Annotated in this window: 13 protein-coding genes and 1 pseudogene; 7 read left to right on the top strand and 7 right to left on the bottom strand. The window is 61.6% G+C overall.

Annotated features, from left to right (window positions below):
• Positions 1-121: 121 nt before the first annotated feature.
• The 3 genes from HX812_RS31110 to HX812_RS31100 all read right to left on the bottom strand — a co-directional run bounded on the left by HX812_RS31110 (position 122) and on the right by HX812_RS31100 (position 2,367).
• On the bottom strand, positions 122-985 hold the full coding sequence (locus HX812_RS31110; RefSeq protein WP_038842294.1) for an IS3 family transposase: 864 nt from the start codon (positions 983-985) through the stop codon (positions 122-124).
• Positions 982-1,275, bottom strand: coding sequence for a transposase (locus HX812_RS31105; protein ID WP_033901509.1), 294 nt, complete (start codon positions 1,273-1,275; stop codon positions 982-984). The genes HX812_RS31110 and HX812_RS31105 overlap by 4 nt, the downstream gene beginning before the upstream one ends.
• Before the next feature lie 162 nt (positions 1,276-1,437).
• A complete protein-coding gene (locus HX812_RS31100) occupies positions 1,438-2,367 on the bottom strand; it encodes a LysR substrate-binding domain-containing protein (protein ID WP_080642459.1) in 930 nt (309 codons plus the stop codon).
• Between the two features lie 235 nt (positions 2,368-2,602).
• Between HX812_RS31100 and HX812_RS31095 the strand changes: the two genes are divergently transcribed.
• From HX812_RS31095 to HX812_RS31070, 6 genes are all read left to right on the top strand, one after another.
• Positions 2,603-4,246, top strand: a complete 1,644-nt coding sequence (locus HX812_RS31095) for an ABC transporter substrate-binding protein (RefSeq protein ID WP_038850863.1) — start codon at positions 2,603-2,605, stop codon at positions 4,244-4,246.
• A gap of 62 nt (positions 4,247-4,308) precedes the next feature.
• Positions 4,309-5,262: an ABC transporter permease gene (locus HX812_RS31090; RefSeq protein WP_038850876.1), complete on the top strand. Its 954-nt coding sequence runs from the start codon at positions 4,309-4,311 to the stop codon at positions 5,260-5,262.
• A complete protein-coding gene (locus tag HX812_RS31085; RefSeq protein ID WP_033899617.1) occupies positions 5,259-6,095 on the top strand; it encodes an ABC transporter permease in 837 nt (278 codons plus the stop codon). The genes HX812_RS31090 and HX812_RS31085 overlap by 4 nt, the downstream gene beginning before the upstream one ends.
• Before the next feature lie 2 nt (positions 6,096-6,097).
• Positions 6,098-7,738: an ABC transporter ATP-binding protein gene (locus tag HX812_RS31080; RefSeq protein ID WP_038850864.1), complete on the top strand. Its 1,641-nt coding sequence runs from the start codon at positions 6,098-6,100 to the stop codon at positions 7,736-7,738.
• An 84-nt stretch (positions 7,739-7,822) separates the two neighbouring features.
• A complete protein-coding gene (locus HX812_RS31075) occupies positions 7,823-8,992 on the top strand; it encodes a hypothetical protein (protein ID WP_038850866.1) in 1,170 nt (389 codons plus the stop codon).
• A gap of 64 nt (positions 8,993-9,056) precedes the next feature.
• Positions 9,057-9,932, top strand: coding sequence for a LysR substrate-binding domain-containing protein (locus tag HX812_RS31070; RefSeq protein WP_038850867.1), 876 nt, complete (start codon positions 9,057-9,059; stop codon positions 9,930-9,932).
• Here the strand turns inward: HX812_RS31070 and HX812_RS31065 are convergent.
• From HX812_RS31065 to fae, 4 genes are all read right to left on the bottom strand, one after another.
• Positions 9,879-11,255, bottom strand: a complete 1,377-nt coding sequence (locus tag HX812_RS31065) for an MFS transporter (RefSeq protein WP_038850869.1) — start codon at positions 11,253-11,255, stop codon at positions 9,879-9,881. The genes HX812_RS31070 and HX812_RS31065 overlap by 54 nt on opposite strands.
• A 162-nt stretch (positions 11,256-11,417) precedes the next feature.
• Positions 11,418-12,851, bottom strand: coding sequence for an NAD-dependent succinate-semialdehyde dehydrogenase (locus HX812_RS31060; protein WP_038850871.1), 1,434 nt, complete (start codon positions 12,849-12,851; stop codon positions 11,418-11,420).
• The gene (locus HX812_RS31055) at positions 12,848-13,882 is read right to left on the bottom strand and encodes an aldo/keto reductase (RefSeq protein ID WP_038850872.1); all 1,035 of its coding nucleotides are present in this window, start codon (positions 13,880-13,882) and stop codon (positions 12,848-12,850) included. The genes HX812_RS31060 and HX812_RS31055 overlap by 4 nt, the downstream gene beginning before the upstream one ends.
• 10 nt (positions 13,883-13,892) lie before the next feature.
• Positions 13,893-14,405 (bottom strand): formaldehyde-activating enzyme, encoded by a 513-nt coding sequence (gene fae, locus HX812_RS31050; RefSeq protein ID WP_038850873.1) that lies wholly within the window; start codon positions 14,403-14,405, stop codon positions 13,893-13,895.
• Positions 14,406-14,706: 301 nt separating this feature from the next.
• Here fae and HX812_RS31045 point away from each other — a divergent pair.
• Positions 14,707-14,894, top strand: a pseudogene (locus HX812_RS31045) (ribonucleotide-diphosphate reductase subunit beta); the annotation flags it as partial.

The following is a 14,894-nucleotide window of genomic DNA, read 5'->3' as shown; positions in this document are numbered from 1 at the left end:
CATGGAGCCCGGATACATTAGCGCAAGCCTGATTTACCGTTCATCGTGACTGGATAGCAAAAGGTGGGCTGACCATACATTTGCTGGGCCTGTCTCCCTGCAGCGGACGCCAAGAAGCTGGCTATTCAGTCTTCTGCCTCAAGCTCTTTGCATATTCGTTCGGAGAACGATATCCCAGAGCTGAGTGCAGTCGACTGCTGTTGTAAAACCCATGCACATAGCTGGCGATTGATAGCTGTGCCTGTTTTTTTGTGGGGTAGACCCCGAAAGCCTCCTCTCTTTTCAGCGTAGCGAAAAAGCTCTCGGCCACTGCGTTGTCCCAGCAATTTCCCTTTCGACTCATGCTCTGGGTGAAGTCCTTCTTGGCCAGCGTCAGACGGAACTTACTGCTTGCGTACTGACGGCCCTGATCGGAGTGAAATACTGCTCCACTGCTGCCAGAGCAAGCGCTCCAGGCATTCAGAAACGCACTTTCGACCAAACCATCTGGCATGCGGTCCGACAAGCTGTAGCCCAAGATCTGGCGGGTCTGGATGCTCAATACTATCGCTAGATACAACCAACCCTCTTTGGTTGGGAGATAGGTGATATCACTGACCCAGGTCGGCGTGGGGTTGTCGATAGAAAACTTACGCGCCAACACATTGCTCGCCACCGGCAAATAATGGCAGCTGTCAGTGGTGCAGGGCCTGAAACCTCCTTTGGACTTGCCCTGTATCCGCTCCTCGCGCATCAACCGCCTGACCCGTTTGTGGCCCACTGCGAACGATTTCTGGCGCAAGGCGGCTACCAACCGTGGCCGTCCGTAGGTTTTTCGACTGGCCGCATAAGCACTGCGCAACGCAATGCGAATCTGAGCATCTGGATCGGGACGAGGCTGCCTGAGCGCGTAGTCGTAGAAACCTGAAGTCGAGACTTCCATCACCCGACACAACACCCGTACCGGGTATTGAGTCCGTTCAGCAGCGACGAAGGCGTATCTCACCTGGACTCTCTGGCGAAGAATACCGCCGCCTTTTTTAGGATTTCACGCTCCATTTTCAGCTCGGCAACCTCGGCTCGCAGACGGGCAAGCTCACTGCCTTCCTTCGTGATGGGCTTGCGCTCGGGCGAACTCAACGGTTGGCCCTTGCGCGTGGCGTTCACCCAGTTGTCGAGTGTTTTGACGGACATCTCTAGCTGGCGGGCAGCTTCGGTTCTGCCAACGCTTTCAGCTAACGCAACCGCTTGGGTCTTGAACTCATCGGTGTAGTTACGGCGAGTAGATGGATACATGGCAACCTCCAAGAGAACGATTTAAGTATCGCTTCTTGGCGTCCGTTGTCACGGGACAGGCCCATGCTTACTTTTGGGCTTTTCAAAAGTGAGCCGCCGTAAGGGCGGAACCCATATCAGCCGTTACCCAAATAACGGATATGCACTCAATCCAACCCCCCCTCACCCCGCCGCAGTCGAAGGCTCCAACTGCCGCTGCGCCAACCAGATCTCCTCCTGCAACCACTGCCCAAACACCTGCAACTGCGGCATATCCGTCTGCTCCGGCCGAGTCACCAACCAATACGACTGATGCCCCTCCACATGCACATTCAACACCTGAGTCAACTGCCCAGACGCCAACTCCGCCGCCACCATATGCCAGTCAGCAATGGTAATCCCCAACCCATCCGTAGCCGCCCGAATAGCCAGATCCAACAGATCGAACTCATACCCACCCTGGGTATCCACCCCATGGATCCGCGCCGCATCCAACCAATGTTTCCACGTGAGATACCGCTGATCCTCACTGGCCAACACATGCAGCAAGGTCATGCGATTCAAGTCCACCCCATCGCTGCACTCACGGGCATACAACGACGGCGCACACACCGCAATATGCCTCTCCTGAATCAACAACGAACTGTCCAAGCCATCCCATTCACCATTGCCAAAACGAATCGCACAATCGAGCGTGCTGGTCTGCGCCAGGCTGTCCTGCAAGCAAGTGGTGATGCTCAACTCCAGCTCCGGGTGGGCCTCACGCAGGCGCCCCAGGCGCGGCATCAACCAGCGGCTGGTAAAGGTCGGCGGCGCATTGACGTGCAGGCGATTGGAGTGGGTTTTCTGCTGGATACTGCGCACCGTCAACTCGATCTTGTCGAAGGATTGGTGCAGCGCACGCAGCAATACCCGCCCGGCGCTGGTCAGCTCCAAGTGATGATGACGCCGCTCCAGCAGGTTCTCGCCCAACTGTTCTTCCAACTGCCGGACCTGGCGGCTGACTGCGCTCTGGGTCACGTTCAACAGCTCCGCAGCCCGGGTAAAACTGCCGGTGCTGCCGGCCACCTCGAAAGCCTTGAGGGCATTGAGACCGGGCATTTTGCGTTTCATGAAGGGCACTCGAAGACGACTGACGAGGCACCAAGCATCCCACGTTCCGTAGGATGTTTCCTAGCCAACATGATTTTTTGTATCTGCCAGCCCGTCTATCTCCACACCTTGGCGCCCTGACGCGGACTAACATGCGTTTAATGAACGTTTAACGGCTGAATTTATCGTTTGTCGATCTTTGCGCAAATCACAAAACTGCGGGCATCTCTAATAAAAACAACATGAGAGCAGCCCCATGTCCGACTCCAACGTTCTTGCGACCCTGGACGGTAACGCGCCGCATCCCGCTGTCGACGCACTGTGCAACCAAGTGCAGCGCGGCGAGATCAACCGCCGCCAATTCCTGCGCACCGCCGCCCTGCTCGGCATCACGGCGGCCAGTGCCTCCACCTTCATCGGTTCAGCCTTGCTCGGCAGCGACGCCCAGGCTGCCGACGGTACGCCCGCCCGCCAAGGTGGCAGCCTGCGGTTTGCCTGCGCCATCCAGGAAGTCCAGGACCCGATGCTGATCACCTGGATCGAAGCCTCGAACCTGTTGCGCAACTCCCTGGAATACCTGACCTGGGTCGACGCCGATAACATCACCCACCCGTACCTCGCCGAAAGCTGGAGCCCATCGGAGGATCTCACCACCTGGACCTTCAACCTGCGCCAGGACGTGAAGTGGAGCAACGGCGACAGCTTCAACGCCGATGACGTGCAGCACAATATCCAGCGCTGGATTGCCGCCGACTCCAAGTCGGTCAACCGCACCGCGTTCCAGGACATCAAGGCCTTCGAAAAAGTCAGCGACTACCAGTTCCGCCTGCAACTCAAGCGGCCGATCCTGGCGATCCCGGAAATGCTCAACGCCTTCACCTGCGCCCTGGTGCACCGCAGTTTCAAGGCCGGCGATGACTGGGCGAAAAACCCATTGGCCACCGGGCCATTCAAGCTGGTGTCGTTTGCCGTGAACAAGCAGGCGACCTTCGCCAAGCGCGCCGATTATTGGGGCAAACCGGCCAACCTCGACGAGTTGCGCTACATCGACATGGGCACCGACGTGTCCACCCACCTCGCCGCCCTGCAAGCCGGCCAAGTCGACGTGCTGTACCGCGTCACCGTGGCCGAGTTGGACCTGGCCAAGCGCCTGCCCGGCGCGCAACTGCTCAGCTGCAAATCCGCGCAGACCGTGGTGATGCGCATGGCCTGCGACCAGAAGCCCTTCACCGATGTGCGCGTGCGTAAAGCCGTGGTGCTCTGCGCCGACAACGCGCAGATGCTCAAGGTCGCCTATCGCGGCATGGGCACCCTGGGCGAGGACCATCATGTGGCCCCTTCCCATCCCGAATATTTCCCACTGCCCAAGCGCGAACGCGATGTGGCGGCGGCGAAAAAACTGCTGGTCGAGGCCGGTTTTGCCAATGGCCTGGACATCGACCTGATCGTCGGCAACACCCAAGGCCGCTATGAACAGGACTGCGCGCAGATCCTGCAACAGAACTGCCTGGAAGCCGGCATCCGCATCAACCTCAAAGTCGTCCCGGCCGCCCAGTACTGGCCGATCTGGGACAAGGCCGCGTTCAGCCTGACCTACTGGGCCCACCGCCCCCTCGGCGTGATGTCCCTGGAACTGGCCTACCGTGGCGGTGGCGCCTGGAACGAAAGCCACTACCGCGACCCGGCCTTCGACGCGGCGCTGGACAAAGCCATGGGCATCATCGACCCGAAACAGCGCGCCGTGGCCATGCAGAGCGTCGAGCAGATCCTGCAGGACGCCTGCGTGATCGTGCAGCCGTTCTGGGGCGACAAGTTCACCGCCGTGAGCAAAAAGGTGCAGGGCTTTCAGGTGCACCCTTCCGACTTCTACCCCATGGGCAATGTCTGGCTGAGCGCTTGAGCTTCTGAGTCGAAGAGCTGAGGCGCGACACCCTTCCCATTACCCGTCGGAGCATGCACCTGATGGCTCATTTTCTATTGCGCAAACTGCTGATGCTGTTAGCGACACTGCTGTCGGTGTCGCTGATTGTGTTTCTGGCCCTGGAGCTGAACATCGAGGACGTAGCGATCAACGTCCTCGGCCCCTACTCCGCCGCCGACCAGCGCGCGGCGTGGCTGCTGGAACACGGCTACAACCAACCCTTCGTGTGGCGCTACCTGGTGTGGCTCAAGGACTTCGTGACCGGCGACTGGGGCACTTCGGTGTACTTTCGCGAGCCGGTGCTCAAGCTGCTGCTGCCCAACCTGTGGCAAACCCTGACCCTGGCCGGGCTGGCCTTGCTGGTCATGGTGCCGGTGGCGTTGACCCTGGGCATCCTCGCCGGGATTCGCCAGGGCTCTTTGATCGACCGGCTGGTGTCGCTCCTGTCGATCGTCACCACCTCGATCCCGGACTTCGCCAGTGCGGTGTTCGTCTCGGCAATCTTCGTGTTCTGGCTCAACTGGCTGCCCGGTGTGAGCAGCATGAGCGATGGCTTTAGCGCCGTGGAACTGGTGCTGCCGCTGATGGTGCTGTGCCTGTTCGGTATTGGCTACCTGGCGCGCATTACCCGCGCGTCGATGGTGGAAGTGATGCAGGCGCCGTATATCCGCACCGCACGGCTCAAAGGTGCGACCACTACGCGCATTGTGCTGCGCCATGCGCTGCGCAACGTGCTGATCGCGCCGGTCACGGTGATCATGCTGTACATCCCGTGGCTGCTGTCGAACGTCATCGTGGTGGAGGTGTTTTTCGCCTACAAGGGCTTCGGCTCGCTGCTGTACACCGCGTCGCTCAACCATGACGTCTACCTGATCGAAGCCTGCGCAATGATCAGCGGCGTGGTGGTGGGCATCAGCAAGATCTTCTCGGACCTGGCCTACACCTGGCTCAACCCGCGCATCACCCTGCACAGTCTCGGCGGAGGCCGCCAATGAACCTGCTCAACGCCTTCAAACATCCCCTGGCCCTGCTCGGCCTGCTGCTGGTCGGCGGCTGGGTGCTGATCGCCCTGTGCGCGCCGTGGCTGGCGCCCCATGATCCGCTGGAAAGCTTCACGCCGTTGCTCACGCCGATGACCGCCGGCGATGACGGCGCACGCTTCTTGCTCGGCACCGACATGATCGGCCGCGACATCCTTTCGCGCCTGATCTGGGGCACGCGCACCGTGCTGTTCTGGTCGATCCTCGCCACCCTCACCGCGTTTGCCGTGGGCATCGCCATGGGCCTGTGCGCCGGTTACTTCAACGGCTGGGTGGACGCGGCGCTGTCCTACGTGGCCGATACCGTGCTGTCGTTCCCGGTGCTGGTGTTGTACATCGTGATCATCATCGCCCTCGGCGCCTCGGCGCTGAATATCCTGATTGCGGTGACCTTTACCAGCGCCCCGGCGATCTTTCGCATCATGCGCGCGTTGACCATCGACATCCGCTCGCGCGACTACGTGCTCAGCGCCATCACCCAAGGCGAAGGCTCGCTGCGCATCATGCTGGTGGAAATATTGCCCAACTGCGGCGGGCCGCTGATCGTCGATTTCTGCCTGCGCATCGGCTACACCGCGATCATGATCGGTGCCTTGGGCTTCCTCGGGCTCGGTCTGCCACCGCCTACGCCGGACTGGGGCGGCATGATCAACGACGGCCGCGCCATGGCCATTTCCTTCCCGCACCTGGTGATCTTCCCCTGCATCGCCATCTCCACCCTGATGCTTGGCCTGAGCCTGCTCGCCGACGGGCTGGATGAACACGCGCAGCAAGGCGCAAGGAGTTGAGCATGAACAGCCAGCAAACCGTATTGCGGGTCGACAACCTCAGCGTCGAACTGCCCAAGGGCGCCGACCGTAGCCACGCCGTGCAGGGCATCAGCCTGGAAGTGCGCAAGGGCGAAATCCTCTGCGTGATCGGTGAGTCGGGCTCTGGCAAATCCGTGCTGTCGGCGGCGATCATGGGCGACTACGCCAAAGGCCTGCGACATGCCGGCGGCGTGATCGACTTTCTCGGCGACGACATCTGTACCCTCGACGAAGCCCGCTTGCGCGCCCTGCGTGGCAACCGCATCGCGATGATCTTCCAGGAGCCCATGGCGGCGCTGAACCCGGCGATTCGCATCGGCAAGCAAGTCGAAGAAATCTTCGACATCCACGCCCCGCAGATGCCCGCCGCCGAGCGCCGTGAACGCATGCTTGCGCTACTGGAGTCCACCCAACTGCCAGACCCGCCGCGCATCGCCAACAGCTTTCCCCATCAATTATCCGGCGGCCAATGCCAGCGCGTAGTGATCGCCATGGCCTTGGCGATGAACCCGGACTTGCTGATCGCCGACGAGCCCACCACCGCCCTCGATGTAACGACCCAAGCCCAGGTGCTGAAACTGGTGCGCGACCTGCGCGGACGTGGGCAACACGGCATTCTGTTTATCACCCATGACTTCGGCGTGGTGGCGCAGATCGCCGACCGCATTGCGGTGATGGAAGGCGGCCGCCTGGTGGAAATCGGCGAGCGTGACCAGGTGCTGAACGCACCGGCCCACGCCTACACGCGCAAGCTGATCGCAGCCGTGCCGGCGCTGCACCCGGAGCTGCATGCGCCGAGTGCCGACGGCGAAATGGCCCTGCGTATCGAGCACCTGACCAAGACCTACACCGTCGGCGGCAGCTCGGTGGCGGCGCTGCGCAATGTGTCGCTGAACCTGCCACGGGGCAAGACCCTGGCGATTGTCGGCGAGTCCGGCTCGGGCAAAAGCACCCTGGTCAAGGCAGCGATACGCTTGGTGGACAGTGACAGTGGGCATGTGTGGGTCGGCGATACCGATTTCCTGGCCTTGAATGGCTCGGCGTTGGCGGCCAATCGGCGGCGTATCCAGATGATTTTCCAGGACCCCTACGGTTCGTTGAACCCGCGCCACCGTGTCGGCGACATCATCGCTCGCGCCGCGCAATTGCGCGGATTGTCGGCCAAGGATGCCTGGGCCGAGGCCGGTGATTTACTGGAACAGGTCGGCCTCAAGCGTGATGCATTGCAGCGCAAACCCCGGCAGTTCTCCGGCGGCCAGCGCCAACGCATCGGCATCGCCCGTGCCCTGGCGATGCGCCCGCAAGTGCTGATCGCCGATGAAAGCGTGTCGGCGCTGGATGTGTCGGTGCAGAAACAGGTGCTGCAATTGCTCGCCGACCTGCAAAAGCAGCTGAACCTGAGCATCCTGTTCATCACCCATGACCTGCGGGTGGCCGCGCAGATCAGCGACCACATCGCCGTGATGCGCCAGGGTGAAGTGGTGGAGTACGGCACCGCCGAACAGGTGCTGTTGCGCCCACAAAACGCCTACACCCAGGCACTGTTGGCGGCCGCACCGGGCGCGTCCGAACTGCCCGCCGCCGGCCCGCCCTTGCGGCTGATCCGCCCCACGGCTCACTGAGTTCAACCCTTTTCCCTGCGTCGCAGCGTTCGCTGCGGCAATGGGCTGCTGTTGCCCAAAAAAACTAAAAACGAGAGTAAAACCATGCGACCAACGATGCGCTACTTCACCCTCATCCCTGTGCTCGGCGCCCTCGCAGCGCCAGCCATGGCCGTGCAGGTCACCGACAACCTCGACCTCGGCGGCGCCATCCGCGCGCGCTGGGACTACGACCCGGACCGCGACATCCAGAAGTTCGGCCTGGACACCGTGTTCCTCAGCGCCAAGTACAACTCCGACAGCTGGATCGGCGAGGCGCAGTACCGTTTCTACGGGCGTTCTTACCCCTACCAGTACACCAAGAACTACGGCGACATCCAGTTCGCCAAGTTCGCCTGGGTCGGCTACAAGTTCAACCCCGAGCAACAGGTGCAAGTGGGCCTGAACACCGTGCCATTCGGCTTGCAGCCCTACTTCGGCAGCACCTTCTACGAAACCCTGGGCAACGTGATCGGCCTGGAAGACGTGCAGCAGGTCGGCGCCAAGTACGTGCAACAGACCGGCGACTGGAACATTCAGGCCGGCTATTACCTGCGCCCGGCATGGCAAGGCAAGGGCACCAGCAAGGGCGTGACCTATTCCAGCGTGGTCTCCGGCGCGGACAGTTACGTCGCCGACGGCAGCGACAACCAGGAACGCAACACCGTGGTGCTGCGCGTGGCCAAGGCCCTGGACCTGGGCGACTGGAAATCCGAAGTCGGCCTGTCCGGCCTTACCTCCACCCTGGAAAACAAAGACACCGGCAACGATGGCCGACGCAACGCCGTGGCCCTCCACTACCTGGGCAAGAACGGCCCGTGGGGCCTGCAACTGCAGGCGGCGCGCCAACAGATGTCGCCGCGCAACGCCGGCACCGACGAAGTGGTGACCCTGGGCGGCTATGACGGCACCTTCAACGTCGCCAGTCGCGGCAACCTGTATGTGGCAGACCTGAGTTATGACGTGGGCGGCAAGTACCTGTGGGATCAGGTCAGCGGCGTGAAGCTGTATGCCAACTACAGCGCCTTCGATAAGTCCGCTGATGAGTTCAAGACCTCGCAGCGGGTGATCCTCGGCACGTCGTTTTCGTTCAGCAAGTTGTGGATTGCGACGGAGTGGTTGATTGGCAAGAATGACCCGTACATCGGTGGCAGCAGCTACACCCAAAGCCTGGGGGCTGGGGGTAGCAACCAGTGGGAGAATCAGCTGTACATGAACATTGGTTACTATTTCTAAGCCACTGCTCCTTGTAGTGAGCGGGCTTGCCCCGCTCACTACAAACACGGTAGGAGTCCATTTCATGCGCCACCTTCCCTCTCTCAACATGCTCCGCGTCTTCGAAGAAGTCGCCCGCCACCGCAGCTTCAGCCAGGCCGCCGTAGGCCTCAACGTCACTCAGGGCGCAGTCAGCCGCCAGATCAAGCAACTGGAGGACTACCTTGGCGTCGCCCTCTTTATCCGCACGCCCCAAGGCCTGTCCCTGACCGAAGCCGGTTTTGCCCTCTCGCCGCACTTGAGCGACGCCTTCGACCATATCGAACGCGCCCTGCAAGCCGTGCGCGTGCCCAACCTGCGCCAGCGCCTGCGTATCGTCGCACCGCCGACCTGGGCCACGCGTTGGCTGTCCGCGCATTTGCGGCGCTTTTGCGAGCGTTACCCGGACATCAATCTCAGCGTCACCCACCAGGCGACCCACGACAGCTTGGCGGAAATCGACTGCCAGATCCGTTTCGGCCTGGAACCGGCGGCGCATTGCAGCAGTGAGTTGCTGGTGATGGAGCGGCATATCGCGGTCGCCAGTCCGGAGTTGTTCAGCGACGGCCAACCGCCGGACCTGCGGCGATTTCCACTCCTGCATATCCTGCACGACGGAAAGCGTTTGAAGGTGTGGGAAAACTGGCTGGCGGCCATGGGCCGTGAGGACATCGATGCGGACCAGGGCCTGGAATTCAGCACCCTGGACCAGGTGATCCACACCGCCCTGGCAGGCGGTGGCCTGGCGGTGATCGACCGGCAGATGATCGAACGTGAGTTGGCCAACGGCAGCCTGTTGCCGATCACCCCCGTGGAAGTGATCGGCCCTTATGGCTATTGGCTGGATGTGGCGACGGACAAACAGGGTTTATCCAAGGTGCGGTTGTTTACGCAGTGGCTGGGCCAGGTCAGCAACCCCTGACACCGGCGGTGCCTCGGCCTTGCACGCCTGGCTCAAGGTCAGCGCCTTGGTTTCCGGGGCCCAGGCCCAGGAGATAATCGCGCCAAACACCAGGATCGCCGCAAGAATGCCCATGGTCGGGCTCAAGCCGATCCCAGCTACGCTGACCGGCAACAGGAAGGTGCTGATGGCCGAGCCCAGGCGGCTCACAGCCGTGGCCAGGCCAATACCGCTGGCGCGCACTTCGGTGGGGAAGCTTTCCGCCGGGAACACGCCGACCAGGTTACTCACCGCCGACAGCACCAGCGTGAACACGCCGAAGGTCAGCACCATCAACCACGCCAGGCTTCCCGGCAACACCGCGAGCAAGAACAACGCTGCGGCCAGGATGATGAACGAGTTGATCAAGAAGCCCCGGCGCGAAAACTTCACCGTGCACCAGATGCCGATCAACGCACCGATAATCAGCAGCAGATTAAGCAGCAGCTCGGTGCCAAAGCCCTGGGACAAGCCCATCTTTTGCAGGATCGACGGCAAAAAGGTGTAGATCGCAAAGTACGGCATCACAATGCACACAAAGAACAGGCAGTTGAACGCGGTGCGCTTGCGGTACTCACGGCTGAACAGCACGCCATAGCCGGAGCGAGTTTGCGCGGACGGTTCTTCGTCCAGCACCACATGCTCGCCCAGGTGTTTCTTGACGATGGCGCGGGCTTCGGCAATGCGCCCACGGTTGACCAGCCAGCGCGGAGACTCCGGCGTGCCGATACGCGCGATCAGGATCAAGCCGGCCGGGATAGCCGACGACGCCAGCATCCAGCGCCAGGCGTCGTCGCCCAGGCTGAGCATCGCAGTGCCGACAAAGGTCGCCGCCACGTAACCGAAGGTCCAGATCACGCTGAACGAGCCGAGCAACACGCCGCGATGTTTCTTCGGCGAAAACTCCGCGAGCATGGCGTGGCCCACACTGAAGTCACCGCCCAGGCCAATGCCGATCAGAATGCGGCACAGCAACAAGCCCATGGCTGTCTCGGCATAGAACTGCATCACCGAGGCCACGGTGATCAGCACAAAGCTGACCAGGAAGATTTTCTGCCGACCGAGGGTGTCGGAGATCCAACCGAAGAACAGGCTGCCCAAGAACAGGCCGATCAGGGCGGAAGCGCCGATCAAGCCTTGCCAGAACGCATCGAGTTGCATCTGTGGGCTGAGCAGGGTGAAGGCGATACCGATCAGGCCGAGGATGTAGCCGTCGGTAAAATGCGCGCCGAACGTCAGGCCAGCGATTTTCAGGTGAAAGCGGCCGATCGGCAGGTCGTCGATTTTTATGGATTGAGCGGTCATGGGTGTTCTCCATATTGTTGTTCTTGACGGAGTAACAGCGGGCAAGCCCAAACTCCCTGTGGAGCGGGCTTGCTCGCGAAAGCGGTGTATCAGTTGATGCATGAGGTGGCTGACCCTCCGCATTCGCGAGCAAGCCCGCTCCCACAGGGGTCGGTGTTGCCTCTACAGCCCGCCCATCAACAGGTATTTGATCTCCAGGTAATCCTCCAGCCCGTACTTGGAACCTTCACGGCCCAGGCCCGACTCCTTGATGCCGCCAAACGGCGCGACTTCGGTGGAGATGATTCCTTCGTTGATCCCCACCATGCCGGCTTCCAGGCCTTCGGCCATGCGCCACACGCGGCCGATGTCGCGGCTGTAGAAGTAGGCGGACAAGCCAAACGGCGTGTCATTGGCGCGTTGCAGCACTTCGGCTTCGTCCTTGAAACGGAAGCACGCGGCTACCGGGCCGAAGGTTTCTTCCTGGGCGATCAGCATGTCGCCGTGGGCTTCGGTGAGGATGGTCGGTTCAAAGAAGGTGCCGCCCAGGGCATGGCGACGGCCGCCGCACAACAGCGTGGCGCCCTTCTCCAGGGCATCACCGACATGGGCTTCGACCTTGGCCAACGCAGCGGCGTTGATCAGCGGGCCCTGTTCGGTTTCGCCGTCCAAGGCACTGCCGACGCGCATGGCGCTGACGGCTTCGGCCAGTTTGCGGGTGAAGGCATCGTACACACCGTCCTGGATGAAGAAGCGGTTGACGCACACACAGGTCTGCCCGGTGTTGCGGAACTTGGAGGCCATGGCGCCTTTGACGGCGGCGTCCAGGTCGGCATCGTCGAACACAATGAACGGTGCGTTGCCGCCCAGTTCCAGGGAGACTTTTTTCAGGGTATCCGCGGCCTGGCGCATCAGCAGCTTGCCGGTGCGGGTCGAGCCGGTGAACGACAGCTTGCGCACCACGCTGGAGGCTTGCAGCGCACCGCCAATCGCCACGGCATCGCCGGAGACAATGTTGAACACCCCCGCCGGAATCCCCGCCTGCTCGGCCAGCACCGCCAGGGCGAACGCCGACAGCGGGGTTTCTTCCGAAGGCTTGAGGATCATGGTGCAACCGGCCGCCAGCGCCGGGCCGACCTTGCGGGTGACCATGGCCAGGGGGAAGTTCCACGGCGTGATCGCCGCGACCACACCGATAGCTTCCTTGACCACGATGATGCGCGCATCCGCCTTGTGGCTCGGGATCACATCACCGTAGGCGCGCTTGGCTTCTTCACCAAACCACTCCAGGAAGCTCGCGGCATAGACCACTTCGCCCATGGCTTCGGCCAGGGGTTTGCCCTGCTCCAGGCTGAGCAGTTGCGCCAGGTCCTTCTGATTGCTCAGCATCAGCTCGCTCCAGCGCTTGAGGCGCTGGCTGCGTTCCTTGGCGGTGAGCTTGCGCCAGGCCGGCAAGGCGCGGTGGGCGGCGTCGATGGCCAGGTTGGTTTCTTCGGCGGCGGCGCGCTGTACATCAGTAATCAGCGCGCCATTGGCCGGGTTGAGCACCGGGTAGGTCGGCCCACCGCTGGACCATTGGCCATCGATGTAGTTGCCCTTGCGGATCAACGGGTTCATGCCACGGCCTCGATCAAGTTGAAACGGTCCAGGCCCGGACGGGCCGCACGCAGGATGCGCTTGCCGGCGGTGTAGTCGTTGATCACATCGCACGGGGTGTAGTTGCGCTCCAGTTCGTGGAGTTCCTCGGCATCCAATGGGGTGTCCAAGGCGGCCAGTGCGCTATCGAATTGTTCGGTGGTGTCGGCGCCCACCAGCATCACGTCGACGCCGGGGTGGTTGGCGACCCAGGCCTGGGCGATCTGCGCGTTGGACACGCCACGGGCGCGGGCCACGCGTTGTACCGAGTGGGCGATGTCGAACGACGCCTGGTCGCCGTACATCTGCTGGGTGAAGAAGTCGGTCTGGTTGCGGGTCGACTGCACTTCGCCGGTTAGCAAGCCACGGGCCAGCGGGCTGAACACCGAGACGCCCAGGCCCTGATCGCGGCAGAACGGGATCATCTCGCGTTCTTCCTCGCGGTAGGCGCAGTTCAGTTGCAGCTGCATGTTGATCGGCTTGACCCAGGCATTGCGCTCGCAGGCCATGAGGATTTTTGCGAGCTGTCCTGTGAGCATGGTCGACACACCGATGTAGCGGGCCTTGCCGGAACGCACGATGTCGTTCAATGCGTTCATGGTTTCTTCGACCGGAGTGTTCACGTCGAAGTAATGCAGCATGAACACGTCCACATAATCCATGCCGAGGCGGCTGAGGGAGGCGTCGATGCTGTCCATGATGTGCTTGCGCGAATGACCGCTGGCGTTGATGCCGCTGCGGGTGCCGTAGCCGACCTTGGTGGTGACGACGATCTCGTCACGCCGCGCCACGCGCTTGAGGATGCGCCCCACCACTTCTTCGCCGACGCCAGCGGAATAGAAGTCGGCCAGGTCGATGAAGTTGACGCCGTTGGCCAGGGCGTGGGCGACGATGGGCTCGCTTTGCTTTTCGTCGAAAATCCACGGTTTCCAGTCCGGGGTGCCCATGTTCATGGTGCCCAGGCACAGGCGCGAGACTTGCAGGCCGGAGTTGCCCAATCGAGTGTATTGCATGGGAATCTCCTCAGGCCTTTGGCGTGTAGAAAGGGTTGCTGATGTGGTTGACCACGTCGGCCAACTGCGCGGTGAACGGCGTGCCGGTCAGGGCGGCGCGGATCGCGGTGCGGCAGGCGTTGTAGTTGTTCAGGTAGATGGCATCCAGGTCATCGCAGCCTGGGTTGACCCAGTTCGCGGTGACGATGGCCCACTCGTCCTCGGCTTCAGGCGGCAAGGTGCCGTCGAGCAGGGCTTCCAGCACCGCCTTGGCGATACCGGCCTGGGACGCGCCCCAGGTGGCGTTGCCGTGCAAATCGCTGCTGATTTCAGCCTTGTTGACGTACAGGGTCATGGGCTTGACCGGGATATTCGGTTGGGCAATCACCATGAACGGGCAATGGCCCTGGCTTGGCGACGCAAGGCTGTTGGCGAAGGCCTGGCCCGCCGGGCCGTTGCGTGGGCCGATCAGGATATTGATGTGGGCCGCGTTGACGCCCGGGCCTTCGAAACCTTCGCCGATGTAGAGATCCAGTGTTTTCATTGCGCAAACGCTCGTTGTTGTTATGGGGAGCTGGTTGGCGAATTTTTAGCACTGGGTAGGAAAGCGGCCGTAACCATTAAAAGTCATGGGGCGGTGAGTTTTGCTCATACCCCCTGCGACGATGGTGGTCGTCTTGTGCGTTGACCATCGTTGTTACACACCATATAGTGTGCCAACAAACAAAACAGACCACTACATAGTGTGCAGTATCGGTATTTACCGACCACACTATGCGCAGTATTTCAATGCCTTGAAGCCTGCAAAAACACTTATTTTTCGAATACCAGGAAGGAGCATTTCCATGCTGAGTTGGGATGAAGTCGACAACGAAGACACCGGTGCAGCGGTGATCAAGGGCGCCAACGCCGGCCACGCCAGCGAAGCCAACATGGACCGTCTCGACGGTGCCGGCGCCGCCGCAGCGCTGGAAGCCCGTAATGTGACCGCCAACGACTCCGCCGCGATCATCCGCGCCAAGGCCGCCCTCGA

It is taken from the genome of Pseudomonas sp. IPO3749, assembly GCF_013386605.1.
Classification (GTDB): Bacteria; Pseudomonadota; Gammaproteobacteria; order Pseudomonadales; family Pseudomonadaceae; genus Aquipseudomonas; species Aquipseudomonas azotoformans_A.
Note: the sequence above shows the minus strand (reverse complement) of the source record. Positions and strands in the feature narration are given on the sequence as shown.

Bases quoted from the DNA above. Each gene is read 5' to 3' on its own strand.
- HX812_RS31105 (WP_033901509.1), bottom strand. From the start codon at position 1,275: ATGTATCCATCTACTCGCCGTAACTACACCGATGAGTTCAAGACCCAA.
- HX812_RS31100 (WP_080642459.1), bottom strand. From the start codon at position 2,367: ATGAAACGCAAAATGCCCGGTCTCAATGCCCTCAAGGCTTTCGAGGTG.
- HX812_RS31095 (WP_038850863.1), top strand. From the start codon at position 2,603: ATGTCCGACTCCAACGTTCTTGCGACCCTGGACGGTAACGCGCCGCAT.
- HX812_RS31090 (WP_038850876.1), top strand. From the start codon at position 4,309: ATGGCTCATTTTCTATTGCGCAAACTGCTGATGCTGTTAGCGACACTG.
- HX812_RS31085 (WP_033899617.1), top strand. From the start codon at position 5,259: ATGAACCTGCTCAACGCCTTCAAACATCCCCTGGCCCTGCTCGGCCTG.
- HX812_RS31080 (WP_038850864.1), top strand. From the start codon at position 6,098: ATGAACAGCCAGCAAACCGTATTGCGGGTCGACAACCTCAGCGTCGAA.
- HX812_RS31075 (WP_038850866.1), top strand. From the start codon at position 7,823: ATGCGACCAACGATGCGCTACTTCACCCTCATCCCTGTGCTCGGCGCC.
- HX812_RS31070 (WP_038850867.1), top strand. From the start codon at position 9,057: ATGCGCCACCTTCCCTCTCTCAACATGCTCCGCGTCTTCGAAGAAGTC.
- HX812_RS31065 (WP_038850869.1), bottom strand. From the start codon at position 11,255: ATGACCGCTCAATCCATAAAAATCGACGACCTGCCGATCGGCCGCTTT.
- HX812_RS31060 (WP_038850871.1), bottom strand. From the start codon at position 12,851: ATGAACCCGTTGATCCGCAAGGGCAACTACATCGATGGCCAATGGTCC.
- HX812_RS31055 (WP_038850872.1), bottom strand. From the start codon at position 13,882: ATGCAATACACTCGATTGGGCAACTCCGGCCTGCAAGTCTCGCGCCTG.
- fae (WP_038850873.1), bottom strand. From the start codon at position 14,405: ATGAAAACACTGGATCTCTACATCGGCGAAGGTTTCGAAGGCCCGGGC.